Source organism: Bacillus sp. FSL W8-0645 (assembly GCF_038007905.1).
GTDB lineage: Bacteria > Bacillota > Bacilli > Bacillales > Bacillaceae > Bacillus > Bacillus pumilus.
Genome location: NZ_JBBOYC010000001.1, coordinates 3,722,530 through 3,740,259, shown reverse-complemented (window position 1 = coordinate 3,740,259; position 17,730 = coordinate 3,722,530). Strand labels below are relative to the sequence as shown.

General features: G+C 40.2%; 15 protein-coding genes. 9 read left to right on the top strand and 6 right to left on the bottom strand.

The annotated features are described in order from the left end of the window. Window positions 1–1,467 (top strand): glycoside hydrolase family 1 protein, encoded by a 1,467-nt coding sequence (locus NST39_RS19345; protein ID WP_058013258.1) that lies wholly within the window; start codon window positions 1–3, stop codon window positions 1,465–1,467. 30 nt (window positions 1,468–1,497) lie between these two features. Next, complete coding sequence (locus tag NST39_RS19340) at window positions 1,498–2,346, top strand: PRD domain-containing protein (RefSeq protein WP_341029876.1); 849 nt, start codon at window positions 1,498–1,500, stop codon at window positions 2,344–2,346. A 100-nt stretch (window positions 2,347–2,446) separates the two neighbouring features. Here NST39_RS19340 and NST39_RS19335 read toward each other — a convergent pair whose 3' ends face one another. The 5 genes from NST39_RS19335 to NST39_RS19315 all read right to left on the bottom strand — a co-directional run bounded on the left by NST39_RS19335 (window position 2,447) and on the right by NST39_RS19315 (window position 9,341). Further along, window positions 2,447–3,625 (bottom strand): Rap family tetratricopeptide repeat protein, encoded by a 1,179-nt coding sequence (locus tag NST39_RS19335; RefSeq protein WP_341029875.1) that lies wholly within the window; start codon window positions 3,623–3,625, stop codon window positions 2,447–2,449. A 641-nt stretch (window positions 3,626–4,266) separates the two neighbouring features. Then, window positions 4,267–5,031 carry an ABC transporter ATP-binding protein gene (locus NST39_RS19330; protein WP_341029873.1) on the bottom strand — a complete coding sequence of 255 codons (765 nt, stop codon included), beginning with the start codon at window positions 5,029–5,031 and terminating at the stop codon, window positions 4,267–4,269. Between the two features lie 13 nt (window positions 5,032–5,044). Beyond that, window positions 5,045–7,372, bottom strand: coding sequence for an FtsX-like permease family protein (locus NST39_RS19325; RefSeq protein WP_341029872.1), 2,328 nt, complete (start codon window positions 7,370–7,372; stop codon window positions 5,045–5,047). Continuing rightward, window positions 7,369–8,622: an MFS transporter gene (locus tag NST39_RS19320; RefSeq protein ID WP_341029871.1), complete on the bottom strand. Its 1,254-nt coding sequence runs from the start codon at window positions 8,620–8,622 to the stop codon at window positions 7,369–7,371. Before NST39_RS19320 ends, NST39_RS19325 begins: the two co-directional genes overlap by 4 nt. A gap of 68 nt (window positions 8,623–8,690) precedes the next feature. Continuing rightward, complete coding sequence (locus NST39_RS19315) at window positions 8,691–9,341, bottom strand: TetR/AcrR family transcriptional regulator (protein ID WP_044139120.1); 651 nt, start codon at window positions 9,339–9,341, stop codon at window positions 8,691–8,693. A gap of 161 nt (window positions 9,342–9,502) precedes the next feature. Here NST39_RS19315 and NST39_RS19310 point away from each other — a divergent pair, with 161 nt between their 5' ends. From NST39_RS19310 to NST39_RS19280, 7 genes are all read left to right on the top strand, one after another. Next, a complete protein-coding gene (locus NST39_RS19310) occupies window positions 9,503–10,615 on the top strand; it encodes a CdaR family transcriptional regulator (RefSeq protein WP_341029869.1) in 1,113 nt (370 codons plus the stop codon). Window positions 10,616–10,708: 93 nt separating this feature from the next. After that, window positions 10,709–11,980 (top strand): GntP family permease, encoded by a 1,272-nt coding sequence (locus NST39_RS19305; RefSeq protein WP_341029867.1) that lies wholly within the window; start codon window positions 10,709–10,711, stop codon window positions 11,978–11,980. Window positions 11,981–12,011: 31 nt separating this feature from the next. Next, window positions 12,012–13,151 carry a glycerate kinase gene (locus NST39_RS19300; RefSeq protein ID WP_111912982.1) on the top strand — a complete coding sequence of 380 codons (1,140 nt, stop codon included), beginning with the start codon at window positions 12,012–12,014 and terminating at the stop codon, window positions 13,149–13,151. A gap of 92 nt (window positions 13,152–13,243) precedes the next feature. Then, window positions 13,244–13,582 carry a zinc ribbon domain-containing protein YjdM gene (locus tag NST39_RS19295; protein WP_106065925.1) on the top strand — a complete coding sequence of 113 codons (339 nt, stop codon included), beginning with the start codon at window positions 13,244–13,246 and terminating at the stop codon, window positions 13,580–13,582. 327 nt (window positions 13,583–13,909) lie between these two features. Beyond that, window positions 13,910–14,839 carry an ABC transporter ATP-binding protein gene (locus NST39_RS19290; RefSeq protein ID WP_080772921.1) on the top strand — a complete coding sequence of 310 codons (930 nt, stop codon included), beginning with the start codon at window positions 13,910–13,912 and terminating at the stop codon, window positions 14,837–14,839. Continuing rightward, window positions 14,836–15,786: an ABC transporter permease gene (locus NST39_RS19285; RefSeq protein WP_341029865.1), complete on the top strand. Its 951-nt coding sequence runs from the start codon at window positions 14,836–14,838 to the stop codon at window positions 15,784–15,786. The genes NST39_RS19290 and NST39_RS19285 overlap by 4 nt, the downstream gene beginning before the upstream one ends. 24 nt (window positions 15,787–15,810) lie before the next feature. Next, complete coding sequence (locus NST39_RS19280; RefSeq protein ID WP_341029863.1) at window positions 15,811–16,242, top strand: DUF4064 domain-containing protein; 432 nt, start codon at window positions 15,811–15,813, stop codon at window positions 16,240–16,242. Between the two features lie 44 nt (window positions 16,243–16,286). Here the strand turns inward: NST39_RS19280 and NST39_RS19275 are convergent, their stop codons facing one another. Continuing rightward, a complete protein-coding gene (locus NST39_RS19275; RefSeq protein ID WP_341029861.1) occupies window positions 16,287–17,615 on the bottom strand; it encodes a CitMHS family transporter in 1,329 nt (442 codons plus the stop codon). Window positions 17,616–17,730 lie beyond the last annotated feature (115 nt).

Sequence of the window (17,730 nt, the reverse complement as noted above, 5' to 3'; positions counted from 1 at the left end):
ATGACAACAATTAAAGGTTTTCCAAAAGGGTTTTTATGGGGTGGCGCCATTGCCGCCAACCAGGCAGAAGGCGCTTGGAATATAGATGGAAAGGGACCATCAGTTGCAGATATTGCAATGTATCGTTCCAATTTAAGTGTAGAAGACTATGAAGGACATCTTGCTGTGACTTCTGAAAATATAGATCGTGCAATAAAAGATCCAGACGATAAAAAGTACCCTAAACGCAGAGGTGTTGATTTCTATCATCACTATAAAGAGGATTTGGCCCTATTTGCTGAAATGGGCTTTAAAACACTTCGCATTTCTATTGCGTGGAGTCGGATCTTCCCTACTGGAGAAGAAGCTGAACCAAATGAAAAAGGGCTGCAATTTTATGATCGTGTATTTGCCGAAATGAAAAAACTCAATATAGAACCGATTGTGACACTCTCTCATTATGAAATGCCTTTAGCCCTTAGTGTGAAATATAACGGCTGGGTGGAAAGAAAAGTGGTCGATCTCTTTGTGAAGTTCGCCAATGTTTGTTTCGAACGTTATCAACATGATGTGAAATATTGGCTGACCTTTAATGAAATTGATAGTATTCACCGCCACTCATTCATTACAGCAGGAATTATTCCTGATCGTTGCCCAGAAGGTAAAGTAGAAGAGACCGTGTATCAAGCACTCCATCATCAATTTGTTGCATCTGCTCTTGTAACAGCTGATTGCCATCGTATTATCCCAGGTAGCCAGGTTGGGTGTATGCTGACAAAATTGACAACGTATCCGCATACGTGTCACCCGAATGATGTGGAACAAGCCTTGAAACAAAACTTAGAAAACTATTTCTATGCAGATGTTCAGGTGTTTGGCGAATATCCGCCACTGATTACACGAATGCTTGAGAGAAAAAATATTCATATTCATATGGAAGCAGAAGATCTCAACATTTTAAAAGAAAACACAGTCGATTTCATCTCTTTTAGCTACTATATGTCTTTAACTGAATCCGCCCAAGAAGGGTTAGAACAGACAGAAGGGAATACGATTCGTGGAGTCAAAAACCCTTATCTGCCTTCAACTGACTGGGGCTGGCAAATTGATCCGGTTGGTCTGAAAATTTCTTTAATCGAACTGTATGATCGCTATCAAAAACCTCTTATCATTGTCGAAAATGGAATGGGTGCAAAGGATGTAGTTGAAAGTGATGGCTCTATCCATGACGACTATCGGATTAACTATTTTAAAGAGCATTTCCGTCAGATGAGAGAAGCGATTGAAGAAGGCGTCGATCTCTTTGGATATACGAGCTGGGGCTCCATTGATATTATTAGTGCAGGTACATCACAAATGTCAAAACGCTATGGCTTCATTCACGTAGATCAAGATGATGATGGGAACGGAACATTAAAACGATCTCGAAAAGACTCTTTTTATTGGTACCAAAAAGTCATTGAGACAAATGGTGAATCGCTTGATTGAACACCACAATCATGAAAACAGGTGATGACGATGTTTAAAATCAAAAAAGTTTTAAACTCGAGTGTGGTCCTGGCTGAAGATCAGAACCAACAGGAGATGGTTTTGTTTGGCCGTGGGATTGGCTATGGACAGAAACCGGGACAAATGATAGAAGAGAAAAATGCGGATCAAGTCTTTATGTCAGTCGATAACATGAGAGCAAAAGAATTTCTTCAATTGTTAGATTCAATGCCTCAAGAGTTTATCGATTTAACTCAGCGCATCGTCCAATATGCAGAAAAACGGTTAAATTCAAATCTAAATTCAGGCGTTTATTTTACCTTAATGGATCATTTGAATTTTGCTGTTGAACGACATAAAAAGAATATTAATATTACGAATCGCGTGTACTGGGAAATCAAAAATTACTATACTGAAGAATTTGAAGTAGGGAAGTACGCTCTTGAGTTAGTAAATGATACATTGGGCATACAATTACCAAAAGAAGAAGCTGCCAATATCGCCTTTCACCTAATCAATGCATTAGGTGAAGAATCCGATTCAAAAGATAGCATGAAATATGCCAAAATGATCGGGAGCATTGTCAATCTTGTGCGCTATACATTGAATATGAAAATGGACCAAGAGAATATTCATTACAGTCGGTTCATTACACATGTGAAGTTCTTTGTAGAGAGGTTTTATGCAAATAAATTACTGTCGGATCAAGAAAATGAGTTGTTTGAACAAATTGCACACTTGTATCCTCAGGCGATGGATGTTGCTTTTAAAATCAAAGATTATATTAAACAGGTGCATAGTATCGTCATACCTAATGATGAGCTTACTTATCTTGCGGTACATATACACCGCCTCATATCTTATCAGCAATTAAAATAATGGTGGAACCACTTGCCTTGCGATCAGGCAAGTGGTTCTTTGCTGTGATCAATTTTTATATTAAGTTCCGATAGGTCGTTCTGTTGTGCCAGGATTCGTCTCATTTAACGAATTGAAAGACACTGTTTGTCCGAAAACAACGATGGTTAAAGCGAGGATCAATAAACTCATTTTTTTCATTAGAATTCCTCCATTCAAATATAGGATGGTTCATGTGATAGGCTTCCTTCAAAAAGAGATAGGCTTGATGAATGGCACCTAAATCTTCAAAGTGTTTTGCAGCTAGTGCACTTAATTCACAGGCACCTTCAGCATCCTTTAATTCTTTTAGAATGCTGATTTCCTCGAAACAGGTTTGAGCTTTTTGAGACATATCCTCAGTAAAATATAGATGGTAAAGCAAATTCATTTTTGCTGTATAGATGGGGCATTTCTCTGATTCGTGTTTTTGGTTGACCAATTCGAAGTAATAGAGAGCTTGTGTTCTTTCATCAATAGAGAGCAGCTCTTTGACTAACATAAACATGGTGTGATGGAAATAGCACGATGAGAGGTAGTGTTCATCACTTAGAGCCTTTTCTAGGGCATCGATACATTTTTTCGATTCTCCAGCTTCGGCATACAGAATACTGATATTATGAAAAAGTTGTGAAGTTAGAAAATGATCATTTAGATTGTTAGCGATGTGTAATGCTTTTTTGTAGTAGTTTTCTGCTCTTGTGAAGTCGCCAATATCCATATAATTAGCAGCGGCGATGACAATGGCTGTCGCTAGTCTTCTTTCATATCCTTCATGACTTTTGAAAATATCTATAGCATTCTGAATATAGTGAAGAGAAATTAGGCTTTGACGAAGTAGCATATATAAGTTTGCGATTTTCGTATGGAATTCAGCTACTTCTATTTCATCCGGAATGTTTTGCAGTTTTTTCTCGGCAATTTTAAACAGTCCAATGGCTGATGCATAGTCTCTGTTATATGAAGCGTAAAGGGCTTTGTATAGGTAAAAATAGTATTCAATTAAGTCGTTTGTTTTAGAGGGGCAATCTAGCTCTGTCTGTTCATTCAGTTTTTTACCTCTTCGTTCATATATCATGAGTTTATACTTGCCTTCTAGCAATGAATAATAAGTCAATACCTCCTGATTCTCTTCCATTTCTTGAAGCAATTGCTTTAATTCTGTGTACATTGCGTTAGCACTTTGTACATCATGTTTGCGAATCGCAATTCGCCAATCATTTAAACGGTTCCCCACCTGTTCAGCAGAAATGATAGCCATGAAATTTCACCTCTTTAAGATCCTTTCACCTGTTTCACTAAAAAACGATATCACAATTTTTGGAAGAATATAATCATTTCTGTGAGGTGATTGCCAAGAGGTAATAAAAAGGACCTATGGTCATGTGATGTACGAAATTGTAATGGTGATTGAATGTTTTTACAAATGATTAAAATCTTTTTTTAATCGTCTAAAAAAGGAATATATACAATGGGTTTTATGATTATGATCAAAAATATCACTGGTATATTACAAATAAAGAGATTTTAGTTAATCGGTGGGTAAGTTGGAAGGTCGATCTATTAAAGAAAATCAGTTATGATGATGCTAGATCAAATTTGGAATAGACACGGATAGAAGCAGACAAAAATTAGTCTGTTGGAAAGGATGTTGATATGAAAAAAAGATTTAAAATCTCAAATTGGCAAATCACAGTGATTATGGCGACGCTGTTACTTGTTTTAGTGACTCTGTATATGTCAAAGAGATACTTTTATAGCAAAGAAATCGAATTGCTGACAGAATCTTGTCAACAAGTAGGCGGCAAAATCATACTAGAGACTAATAGTTTGTCTATGGATTATTCATTTGAGTGCCAGGAAAAGTAAAACAGGCAGAAAGGCTGCCTGTTTTATTCCAACTTAAAACCCTAAATCTTGAAGCCATTGATTTAATCTGGTCTCCCGTTTCTCGGCAGTTGACTCATCATCATATCTCCCTAAATGTAAGCTAGTCGTTATTTCTCCGTCATTCATAAACATGATTCTTTCAGAACGAAGAGCAACCTTTGGGTCATGTGTGACAAGCAGTAGTGTCGCTCCTTCAGAATGGATTTTCGAAAATATATTCATCACTTCCTTCGTTGCATTGGAGTTAAGAGCACCTGTTGGTTCATCAGCGAAAAGAATGTCTGGTTCATTCATAAGCGCTCGACAGATAGAGACTCTTTGAAGCTGACCTCCTGATACTTCTGACAAATATCTATCTGCTAAATGATCAATATCAAGTTTCGCCATTAAATATCTAGCTCGCTCATTCACTTCTTTTCTTGGCTTTTTCTTTGTTAAGTAAGCTGCAACAATGATGTTATCAAATAGATTAAGATTTTTTAGTAAGTGGCTGTGTTGAAAGACAAATCCCATATCTGTTAAACGCAGAGCAGTTAACTGTTTATCTGTCATTTCTGATAATAAACTGCCTTTATATTTGATCTCTCCTGTTGAGGCTGATTCTATCCCGCTAAGCTGATAAAGCAAGGAGGTTTTCCCGCATCCGGAAGGTCCCATAATGGTCACAAATTCCCCATGATTTATCGATAAATGGATATCTTTAAGAATGATTTGTTTCTGTCCTTTTAAAGAATCAATTTGCAAAGACAATCGCTTTGTTTCAATCAAGTGTTCCATGTGAAACATCTCCTTATGAAAGTGTATGACGTGTAGTTTGACTAGTAAATAACGTCTTCAATAACGAAGCAGTTAAAGCTAAGCTGACAATCAATAGTGTGATTGGGTACACAACTGACACCCATTGTGGTGCCAGCCACTGGAGGCTTGATGCCCCTAAGGATGCTCCACCTACACTCATTAAAGCTGGTCCAATCGTGTGGACAGCGATCGTTCCAATAAATGTGCCCAAAAAAATAACGACGATAAAACTTGTGATATATTGTACTGTTACATCTTTTTTAGAAAATCCAATCGTTCGTAATAAATGGTTTCGGCTTGAATCTTTTGCTTTTAACATGTGCAGAAACATGAATAACATCAAACTGGCGGTTCCAAAAGCAGCTAATGTAGACAAAAATGCAACGACTTTTACTAAAGATGCTGTGCTGCCGATTGTTTGATGAACGTATTCTTTCATATCTGTCACTTTTGCAGGAGATATCTCTTTTTCAAAGACTGTCTTTTTCTCCGCAATTTCTACTCCTTGGTTTAGTTGGATTTGAATGGTTTTCCAAAGAGCTGTTTGAGGAAATGGCTGTGATATTGCTTTTGCTGTTTTCCCGCCGTTTGTGACATCCTGATAAATGCCAGTCACAATTTTTTGAATTTCCTGCCCGTTTGTTACGAGAGTAATTTTTTCTCCAACCTTTTTCTGGAGTGAATCTGAGCTGAGCACTGATAAGGCAATTTCTTTCTTCTTTAAAGGCTGTCTCCCTTGTAAATAGGTGAGAGGAAATGCTGAGAGATTACCTGCTTCTAAATAGAGTGTTTCTAATGAATTCTCCTTTGATTTTGCCTGAAGAGAAGTTGTTTCATATATGGCTGATGCTTGAATATCTCGATCTTCACGGATCATTGATTCTATTTTATTAGTATTTTCCTTTAGATGATTTCCTTGTCGTATATCAATTCGAAGGTCACTTTGACCAGAGCCAAGATATGTGATGAAATCCGGCGATTGTAAGGTGTACCATAGCTGAATAGGCAGCAACATCAAAAATGTACAAAGGACCATAATACAAGTAATCGTTGTGTACAACTTCTTTCGTGATAACAGATCTTTTAAACCAAGCCAAATATTGACTGATATGAACCTGTTTTTCTTGAGATGCAAGGGTATTTGTTTTTTATCATTCGTTGAAATGACGCTGCCTTGAAGTGCTTGAGCAGCTGATACTCGACCAAACTTTCTTAGGACAGTATAGCTGAAAGAAATGATGATCATTGCCATCACAACAGAAACACAAAGCGGGATGAACCAAGAAGTGAAAGAAGGCTGATTCCCCATGTATCGCTGAATATTGGCTGTAAACATATCACCAAATATAAACGTTAACCCATATCCTGCTATACACCCTATACCAGCAAGCAAGGCATACTTTCCAACGTATAATTGCTTGATTCTTGATAAAGGAATCCCAAGCACCTTCAATATTCCAATTTCACGTTCGTCCTCTTCTATAGAAGCCGTCATAGCAAGGTGGAGAGAGAGAAGGGCTATACCGATGAGCAGCATGCAAGCAAGCAGCAGAATGGCGATCACCATTCCATCTGTCAATGCGTTCAGCATACGCAGCAAAGGTAATGTGACAGCAGGACCTTGTTGTGGAAGCTGTGATGACTGGTAGATTGCTTGAAAGGCATCTGCCTGCGCGGCATCATGCAATAAAAATTCAATTAAATATTCCTTTTTATGAAACACTTGATTCATTGCGTCCCAATCCTTGTGATGAAGAAGGAATCTTTTCGAACTAACAAGACTGGGGTTCATTTGTGCATCTCGCAAGAATGCTTTGATGCGGAAAGAGAATTGATTAGACCCTTTTCCAATCAGTAACGTTTCTCCTATTTTGGGATGATATCTTTGCTGAAAATAGATAGGGACAGCTACTTCACCTTTACTGACAGTGAGCTTTTCATTTTGTTCATTTAAAAGAAAATCAAAATAACGATTTTGTTTTACAAATAAATGATCCATCACACCTGCTTTGGCGGGTTCGTTTCCGAACTTGATATTTGCATGTTCAATTGGAATCATTGGGACGATTTGATGTGCTTTTACCATGGACTGCTTGCTTGAAAATGCCTCAATATCTTTTTCCTTTAGGCTGCCGTCATGCATTTGGACAAAGTCTGGTGCCTTGGCTGAATGGAGCAGATTAGAAATGGAACCATTCAGTTGTACTGTCATTTGAGCGGCGCTTGTTGCTAGAAATGATGTCATCATAATGCATATGGTTAAACCGGTGGAAATGAGACGGTGGCGGGTTAAGTCCTTCTTTATAAACGTCAGTCTCATGAGGTTGATTCTCCTTCATGTTGAAGCATATTTTTTGTTAAGTAGGCAAGGGCAAACATGAAAGTACTGACTATTAATACTGTCACATACATGTTTGCTGAAAACGTATTGAACAAGAACCCATACATCATTTGACCAAGCGGGGCAGCACATTGAGAAACCATTGTCAGATTTGCCATCACTTTTCCTAATTGACTATTTGGCGTTTTCTTTTGAACATGTGAAATCACAATGATTGAGATCATTGTAAGAAGCATAGCAATCGGAAGACATCCTGCTAGAAAGAGAAAATAAGCTGGATAAGTGCCAAATTGAAGAGCTGTGTTGGATGTAGAGAATGCGACAGGTAGCAAGATGATCGCGATGACGATCAGCCAGCGATATAAAGTAGGGATGCGCCAATGCTTTGCTACAAGTCCAACTAGCAGAGCTCCTGCGATGACAGCGAACTCAATCAAGCCCATGCCTACACCATACATGATGTCACTACTTTTCATTGTGACCCTTAAAATGATTGGACCACCTACGATAAAAAATGGCGTGAGGATGAAATTTAACATTGCAGCAAGCAACATGGCTCTTTTTAAAAATGGCTGACTGCCAATATAGGAAAATCCCTGTTTCATATCTTTTACGAGCACTTTGCCCATAGTTTCTGTAAGCGGGCTAGGTGAGAAGGATATGTTTAATCGTAAAAGCATGCATGCTGATAGAAAAAACACGATGGCACTGGCACCTATAATGGATTGACTTCCAATCAGTCCGTACAGAACCCCGCCGATAATAGGAGCGAGAACACCTGAAAGTGCCTGCACGCCATTGACGATCCCGTTTGCTTGTTCTAATTGTTCCTGTTTTACTAACTGTGGAATGCTGGACATCACAGCGGGAGCATAGAACGTACTCATCACACCAAGAAGCACCATGACCGCTCCGATCATAAAGAGTGAATCATTGCCTGAGAATAACCAAAAATAAAAAGCCAGAATCATGATGCCGGTGAGAACATCAAATAAAATCATTAAGTTCCTTCTGTTAAACCGGTCAGCGATTGCGCCTGCTAAGGGGGAAAGAAGGAGCGGTACATTGGATAAAGCGAATAGTAAGGCATATAAGTCAACACGCTGAGTCATATCCAGCACGTGTAAAGATAGAACAAACCGAATTAAGGAAGACCCAAAAACAGAAATAATCTGTCCGAGCACGAGGTAAATAAAGTGGGATGAACCTCTTTTGGATAATAAAGACATGGTATCACTCTCCTTTTAGACCGACCGTCAGTCTATAATGTATGCAGGATTGGTATTGAAGTGACCAATCACTGATTATGTTCATCAAGTTCTCCAGTTAAACGTTTCAGAAGAAAGGAGAAGCTCCCCTTTTCTGCATGTAATGAGGATTCGAGGATATCGATAAAAGCTAGCGCGCGCTGCATACTCTCTTCGGCTGTCCATTGAAAAAGGCCCTCATCAAATATGACCTGTGCAGAAGCAAGAAGGAATTCCACCGTTTCTTGCGGGTACTTTGTTTTGAATGTCCCTTCTCCCACCCCTTGCTGAATGACATCAGCTAAAACGGGTGATAGTTCTTTAATCGCTTTGATTAAGCTTTTTTGGTGCATCTCCGCATTAGAAGGCTGATGAAATTGTTCAATCATGTCCTGTTTATTGCTTCCTTGCTGAGGCGATTGCGCCATGATGATGCGAAATAGTTTGTCGACGACTGGAAGGTCTGGCTCAGCCGCGATACGTTTTGCCACGATGATATCTGCTTTGATGATCCTGTCAATAATGGCATCCATCACTTCTTCTTTGGATGAAAAGTAATAATAAAAAGTGCCTTTTGCAATGCCAACAGCTTTCAGAATGTCGATAATCGTTGTTTGCTGATAGCCTTTGGTAGAAAAAAGCTCTTCGGCTGCGTTTAAGATGTCATTTTTACGTTCTTCAGGATGTTTAACGGTTCTCATAAAGCCATCCTTTCTTTTGACTAGACTGTCGGTCGGTCTCTTGATTTGATTAAACACTTTTCAATGTACCTTTGTCAATGCCCCAGTTTTAAACACTTTGCATTTATTGTGCAATGACACTATGATACATTGAATGAAAATACCTTCAGGAGAGATGCCTTATGCAATTTTTAACCACTGAATTGGCACAAGAAATGGTTGAACGTACGATGCGTATTTTAGATAAAAATATCAATGTGATGAATGCGGATGGTGTCATCATTGGTTCTGGTGAACGAAACAGGATTGGTCAGAAACATGATGGTGCACGACTTGTGCTAACAAGCGGGAACAGTATGGAAATTGACCACGAGGCGTCCTTGCACTTAGAAGGAGTGAGACCAGGAATCAATTTGCCCATTTGCTTTCGTGAACAAGTAGTTGGTGTGATTGGCATTACTGGTGAGCCAGAGGATATTCGGCATCATGCCGAGCTGGTGAAAATGGCAGCTGAGCTGGTGTTAGAGCAGTCTTTTCTGCTTGAACGAGTTCAGTGGCGGCAGCGAATAGAGAGTGAAATTGTCAATCAGTTAATTTCTGATTCGGACGTTGGTGATCATCAGCTAAAGAACCGAGCGGAATGGCTGGGAATGGATTTAGATAAGCGTCGAATGGCCATCGTTTTTCAGCCAGTTCCATCCTCAGAAGACGCTGTGCATAAAATGATTCATGCGATTCAATACGATAAGAATGCGGATGATTTGCTTGGCATGACCTTTCGTCATGAATTGGTTCTTTTAAGGCAGCCGATTTCTGATCATTTTTTAAAGCATGCGGTTGGGCAGCTGCAAAGAACAATGGAAAAAGCAGTAGGAGGCCAGGTGCTGGTGGGGATAGGGACTGTCGCCGCCGACATAAGCCAGTTGTCATTGTCTTTTGAGCACGCAAGAGATTCCTTGAGGTTGGGGAAGGCTCTTGATCCGAAGGAAAGTATTTATTTTTTTGAATCTTATCAGCTGGAAAGGCTATTGATTACTGCAGGAGCTGTTGAAGAAAACAGTAGTTGGGTTGACTTTTACAAGCCATTAACACAAGAAGCTGAGCTTGCCCACACATTAAGAATTTACATTAAAGAAGGCGGTGATTTACAAAGAATTGTTGATCGGTTATTTATTCACAGGAATACATTGCGATATCGTTTAGATAAAATACAAGCTTTGACTGGAAAAGATCCCCGTCATGTGAAACAGTTGATGGAGCTTTATATGGCGTTGTGCATATGCACAATTGAATAAAGGAATAAATGAAAAAAGTTCATCTAGATTCACAACCTGATCCCTGTTAGTAAACGCTTACAATTGAAGAAAGACATTTTGGGGGGATCGAGGATGAGTGGAGATGTGACAGTAAGTACACTAGGGGCCGTGACGGCACTTGTGGTTGCAATTGTTCTTATTCTAAAAAAAGTATCACCTGCATATGGCATGCTGGCAGGTGCTTTCATAGGCGGCTTGGTAGGCGGTGTAGATATTGTTCAGACCGTCAACGTCATGATGGAAGGCGCTAAGGATATGATTCCAGCTGTCCTCAGAATTATGGCGGCAGGTGTACTGGCTGGCGTTTTAATTGAGTCGGGTGCAGCTTTATCTATCGCCGAGGCGATCGTGAAGAAGCTTGGAGAGGCGAGGGCGTTATTAGCACTTGCACTGGCAACCATGATTTTAACAACAGTGGGTGTTTTTGTAGATGTAGCCGTTATCACGGTAGCGCCTATCGCACTTGCCATTGCGAAACGGGCAAAGCTGTCAAAAACGGGGATTTTACTCGCCATGATTGGAGGCGGGAAGGCAGGGAATATCATGTCACCGAATCCAAATGCCATTGCCGCTTCTGATGCTTTTGGTGTACCGCTTACTTCAATGATGGCTGCGGGTGTCATTCCGGCTGTGTTTGGATTGGCTGTTACATATGTGTTAGCTAAAAAGCTTGCAAAAAAAGGGACACCTGTTCTTGAAGAGGAAACCGCGTTAAGCAAAGTTGAAGTGCCAGCTTTTTTTCAAGCACTTGCGGGTCCGCTTGTCACCATTTTATTGTTGGCTTTAAGACCGCTTTTTCAAATCAATATAGACCCAATGATCGCCTTACCGATCGGAGGCATTATAGGCGCTCTTTTCATGAAAAAAGGGAAGTTTCTCAATGATTATGCGATGTCGGGGCTTCATAAAATGTCGGGTGTAGCAATTATGTTATTAGGGACAGGCACACTAGCAGGAATTGTATCGAATTCTTCCTTAAAAGATGTGTTTATCCAAGCGCTCGATGCTTCGGGATTACCTCCGTATTTACTTGCACCAGCTTCAGGGATATTTATGTCAGCCGCCACTGCTTCGACAACAGCAGGAACAGCGGTAGCGAGTGGTGTATTTAGCGGTACACTCATTGGGCTTGGTGTATCGGCTCTTTCAGGAGCAGCCATGATTCATGCTGGTGCAACTGTGCTTGATCATATGCCGCACGGGAGCTTTTTCCATGCAACAGCAGGAAGTGTTCAAATGGACATCAAAGAGCGGTTGAAACTCATGCCTTTTGAATCGTTAATTGGTTTGACATTAACCGTCGTATCGACCATTATTTTCGGCGTTTTCCAGTTGTTTGGCTGATGACATTTGATAAGAAACGAGGGGCTTTAGGATGAAAATTGTGATTGCACCAGATTCATTTAAAGAAAGTTTATCTGCATATGAGACAGCATGTGCCATCGAACGAGGATTTCATGCGATTTTGCCAGACGCTGAATATATTAAACTTCCCATGGCAGATGGAGGAGAGGGAACTGTTCAATCACTCGTTGATGCGACGGGCGGGTACATGATCAATCAAGTAGTCACAGGCCCGCTTGGTGAACCCGTCGATGCCTTTTTTGGCATGTTAGGAGACGGTGAGACGGCCGTTATAGAGATGGCCGCAGCCTCTGGGTTACACCTTGTTCCGCAAGAAAAACGCAATCCGTTACTCACGACATCCAGAGGAACCGGGGAATTAATGCTTGCGGCACTGGATCAAGGAGCGAAGCATGTCATCATTGGGCTTGGCGGAAGTGCAACAAATGATGGTGGGGTTGGGATGATGCAAGGATTAGGTGCGGCTTTTCTTGATCAAGCAGGACAGGAGCTGTCGCCAGGCGGTGGAACCCTTCATCAATTAGCTTCTATTGATCTATCTGGACTTGACCCAAGACTGCAATCCGTTCGGCTGGAGGCAGCCTGTGATGTGGATAATCCTTTAACGGGTGAGAGAGGAGCGTCTGCTATATTTGGTCCTCAAAAAGGTGCAAATGAAGAAATGGTTCAAGTGTTAGACAAGAATTTAGCTCATTTTGCTCACATAGCAGAAAAGCAGTTCAATGTTTCCTTTGAAGGTGCAGCGGGGGCAGGAGCGGCAGGAGGACTTGGTGCGAGTTTATTAGGCTTTTTACACGCCGATTTGCAGCGAGGAATTGATATTGTGCTGAAAGCTGTTCAGTTTGATGATGTCATCAAGGAGGCAGACCTAGTCATTACTGGGGAAGGCCGAATTGACCAGCAGACCATTTATGGAAAAACCCCAATCGGTGTAGCCAAAGCAGCAAAGCAGTATCATCTGCCTGTGATTGCTATCGCGGGCTCCCTCTCAAAAGACAGTGCTGTCGTACATGAGCATGGCATTGATGCACTTTTTAGTATCGTTCCAGGTGTAACTTCTCTTTCTGAGGCAATGAGAGATGGGGCTATTCATGTAGAGAGAACCGCTCGAAATATTGCGGCTGCTATATCAATTGGAAGAAATAAGTAAACGATGAAAAATGTTTCCTTTTCTATCACATTCTTTCTATAGAAATGTGGTAAAATTGTATGAAATGAAATAGAAAGTTGGAGGAAACACAAATGTCTAATCTACCAAATTGTCCTTCATGCAGTTCAACGTATACTTATGAGGATGGCAGTCTGCTCATTTGTCCTGAATGTGCGCATGAATGGTCACTTGAACAAGAACAAGCCGCAGAGGAGCAGCTTGTTGTCAAAGATGCGAATGGAAATCTATTAAGTGATGGGGATACGGTCTCTGTCATTAAAGATTTAAAAGTAAAAGGTTCTTCTTCCGTCTTAAAAATAGGGACGAAGGTCAAAGGCATTCGTTTAGTGGAAGGCGATCATAACATTGATTGTAAAATTCCTAGCTTTGGTGCAATGAAGTTAAAATCAGAGTTTGTGAAAAAGGTATAATAATGAAAGGAGGCTGTCAGTAAGAGGCCTCTTTTTCATTTCTTTATTTATAGGTGAAAGGAATAATCTTAAACAAAATTCCATACATATATACCTGTTGAAAAAAGGTTCATTTTTAAAAAATCAAGCCTCTTTTCACATAAAAAATTGTTGTTTTCTTAACCCTACCTTAAAAAAGGCAGATGATTCGCTAAATTTTGGCTCATCCCCTTCACAACTTTTGGGCATTGCTGTACCATATGGAAGTGTTCTTCTATTTTTAACGGATCATGGTGTTTATCAGGAAATAGATGATAGATGATACTTAGACAAAGAAGGAGAGGTAACGTGACGAACGTTTTAGAACTGCATAATGTATCTAGGCATATTCACGGGAAAAAGATCGTTCAAGACTTGAGCTTTTCTGTCCAAGCGGGCGAAGTCTTTGGCTTCTTAGGACCAAATGGCGCAGGGAAAACAACAACCATTCGTATGATGGTCGGTCTTTCTCCTATTACATCTGGCGACATTCTGATTAATGGTCATAGTATTCAATCCTCATATCAGCATGCTATCCAAGATGTTGGTGCCATTATTGAAAACCCAGAAATGTATAATCACTTAACAGCAAGACAAAATCTTGTTCACTTTGCCAGAATGAATGGGAAAGTGGATGAAGGGCGAATTGATGAGCTGCTAGAGTTGGTCAGCTTACAGCACGTGAAACATAAGCGTGTTCGAACGTTTTCATTAGGAATGAAGCAGCGTTTAGGTATTGCGCAAGCACTTATACATAGACCGAAACTGCTGATATTAGATGAGCCGACCAATGGACTTGATCCAGAGGGAATTCGCATGATACGAGATTACTTGAGAAGGCTTGCAAAGGAAGAAGGGCTAGCTGTCATTGTTTCAAGTCACCTCATGTCAGAAATGGAATTGATGTGTGATCGTTTTGCGATTATCCAAAAAGGCAAGCTGATTGCGATTGAGGATCAGCGTGCAGAGACGAATCAAGACGAATTGGTCAATTATCGAATGAAGGTCGCATCTGGTGAGCTGGAAGAAGCGCAGAAGCTCATTGGTATATTTGAGGAAGGCACGACTGTAAGAGAAGAGGAGCAGTATTTATTCTTCTCCTTGGCAGAAGAGAAAATGCCGGAATTGATTCGTCATTTGAGCGGCGCGTCCATTCATTTGTACGAAATCAAAATAGAAAAACAAACCTTAGAAGATAAGTTCTTAAGCTTAACAGGTAAAAAGGAGGCAGACGTATGATTCGCCTCATTCAAAACGAGTGGATGAAGATCAGTTATCGTGTTGGAACTTGGATTATGGTTGGACTTCTTGTTTTAGGTATGATTGCCACGCTGATCTTTGCACTTAAAACAAATGACGAAGATCAAGCATCAGGTGATTGGAAGACTGAGCTGCAATCGATCAATAAAGCAAAGAAGCAAGAACTGAAAGAGGATAATTTAGGATTTTATAAGAGATCCCTTGAAAAGGATATAGCGATTAATGAGTATCGAATCAAGCATGATTTGCCTCCTGCGGATCAATTCGGTAAAAATGCATGGGCTTATGTGAAGATCAATGCTGATTTGCTGCAGCTGGTCGGTGTGTTTGTGATTATCATTGCAGCCACCATTGTCTCGGCTGAATATAAGCATGGTACAATTAAACTATTGTTAATTCGTCCACCATCAAGAATGAAGATTCTCTTATCTAAATACTTTACTGTTCAACTTTATTCTCTATTTCTTATCGCGGTTTTATTTATCCTATCATTTATCTTAGGTGCGATATTCTTTGGACTAAATCATGACTATGTGCATTTGGCTTATCAAAATGGTGAAGTCATTGAGCGATCTCAGTTTGCAAATATGGTCTCTTATTATTTGGCACATTGTGCTATGTTTGTTGTATTAGGGACACTTTCTTTTGCCATCTCAACGGTATTTAGAAGTGAGGCCATTTCTATCGCGATCAGTGTGTTAGCGTATATTGTTGGAGCATCCATCACAAGCATTTTGATGTTCTTCTTTGATTGGGCGAAATACTTATTGTTTGCCAATGATCCTGCACAATATTTTGCAGACACACCTACTTTTATCGAAGACATATCTCTAGGATTCTCATTAACAGTCCTAGTTATCTATTGGGCTATCTTCTTGGCGATTGCTTTAATTGTCTTTCAAAAGCGAGAAGTAAAAACAGGCTAATTTAAATTTTTAGGAGGTTTACACATGATTAGACGTAAAGGTGAAAAAATTATGGGGATTATTAGTATTGTCCTCAATGTCATTGGTGTTGGAATTGGAGCATTATTCCTCTCCATAGGTCCACAAGTTTATGATCAAATCAATGAAGTGTTACAAGAGGAAGGAGAACCATTGCCAATTGAAACGCTTCAGGCTTCGGTTCATGCATTTGGTACTCAGTACATGGTTGTTTCCGCAATTGCGGCTGTGCTATCGATTGTCGGTGTGGTTCTTTTGAAAACAGACCGCCGTGCCGTGATTTCAGGTATTCTTTTCTTGGTTTCTGCTGTGACTCTTTTGATTGGAACAGTTGGCCTTGCATTTGCTCCAATGATTCTATTGTTTATCATTGGATTGATGTCTCTTATTAGAAAGCCGAAAACAGAAGACATTCACACAAATGAATATCCTTCATAATACAAAGAAAAAGACATGCGTCGCTGTGCGCATGTCTTTTTTATTTAAATAATGCCTATCAGTTTGGCAACGATCAATAAAACAATACTGAATCCCCACATCCAGAAGAAAGAGTAGCGAATATGTTTTCCCATATCGACTCCTGCAAGACCGATCGCAAGCCAAACGGCTGGAGCGAGTGGACTGACAAAGGTTCCGATGATGTTTCCGATCATCATGGCATACGCCGCGGAAGTGCCTGTCACGCCAACCTCAGATGTGATTGATTCGACAATTGGCAGAAGTGCATAATAATAAGCGTCTGTACTTGTCAGCATATCCAGTGGTACCCCAAACATCCCGACAATGATATGTAAAAATGGAAGCAGGAAAGCAGGTAGAATCTGAATGCTGTCCACAGCAATAGCTTTTAGCATTCCCGTTCCTTCGAGAATTCCTAGAAACGAACCTGCGGAGAAAATAACAGCGGCCATCATGAGTGCACTAGGTGCATGCGCCTTGATTCTCTCCATTTGTACATCCACTTTCGGATAGTTAATTAATAGTGCGAGAGAAAGACCAATCATAAACATATAACTAGCCGGAATCACGTTGAGCACAAGAAGGACAACAACGGCTATAAACAGAATGAAATTCACCCAAATCAAGTGATAACGTTTTAAAGCGGCATCACCTGTCTCGCTAATGGATTGAATAGCCTGGTCCCAATCTGCCCCTTCTAATTGAACAGCAGCGATTTCATTTGCGGCGATTTTGACCCGAATGCGTTTTTCTTCTCTTTTTCCTAAAATAAATGCCATTCCTAATACGAGAACGACCCCAATGAGCTGGATAGGAATAAGCGGCACCCAGAGTTCAGATGGATCCATATTCAAGACGCTTGCTGCCCGTCCAGTCGGACCAGCCCAAGGAATCATATTGGTTAATCCGGCACTCGTCCCAATTAATAACAGCAGCAAGTAAGGACTCATATGTAATTTTTTATAAAGCGGCAGCAGTGCAGGTACAGTTAATAAAAAGGTTGTAGCCCCTGCTCCATCTAAGTGAGCAATGATCCCAATTAAAGCAGTTCCCATTGCAACTGTGACAACATTTCCTTTTGTCAGCTTGATTAATGCTTTAATTACAGGTTCAAAGAACCCTGTATCTTGTAAAATGCCGAAAAATAAAATGGCGAAGATAAACATGGTCGCCACCGGCAATACTTTGATAATTCCTTCTTCAAAAAAGGTTTGAATGTCATTTATCCCAAATCCCGCAATCAGTGCTCCTATTAAAGGCACCATGACCATAGCGACAATTGGACTTGCTTTCCCCCAAATCAGCAATACAACAATCGTTAAAATAATCAACAATCCAACAAGCGTTAACATAAGACCCTCCCCCTACAATAAACCGTTTACATTTGTTAGCTCTTTTTATCACAATGCAGTCCCACAGCTGCATTGAAAAAAAGAGTATCAAAAATATGAGCATTAGGCAACCGCT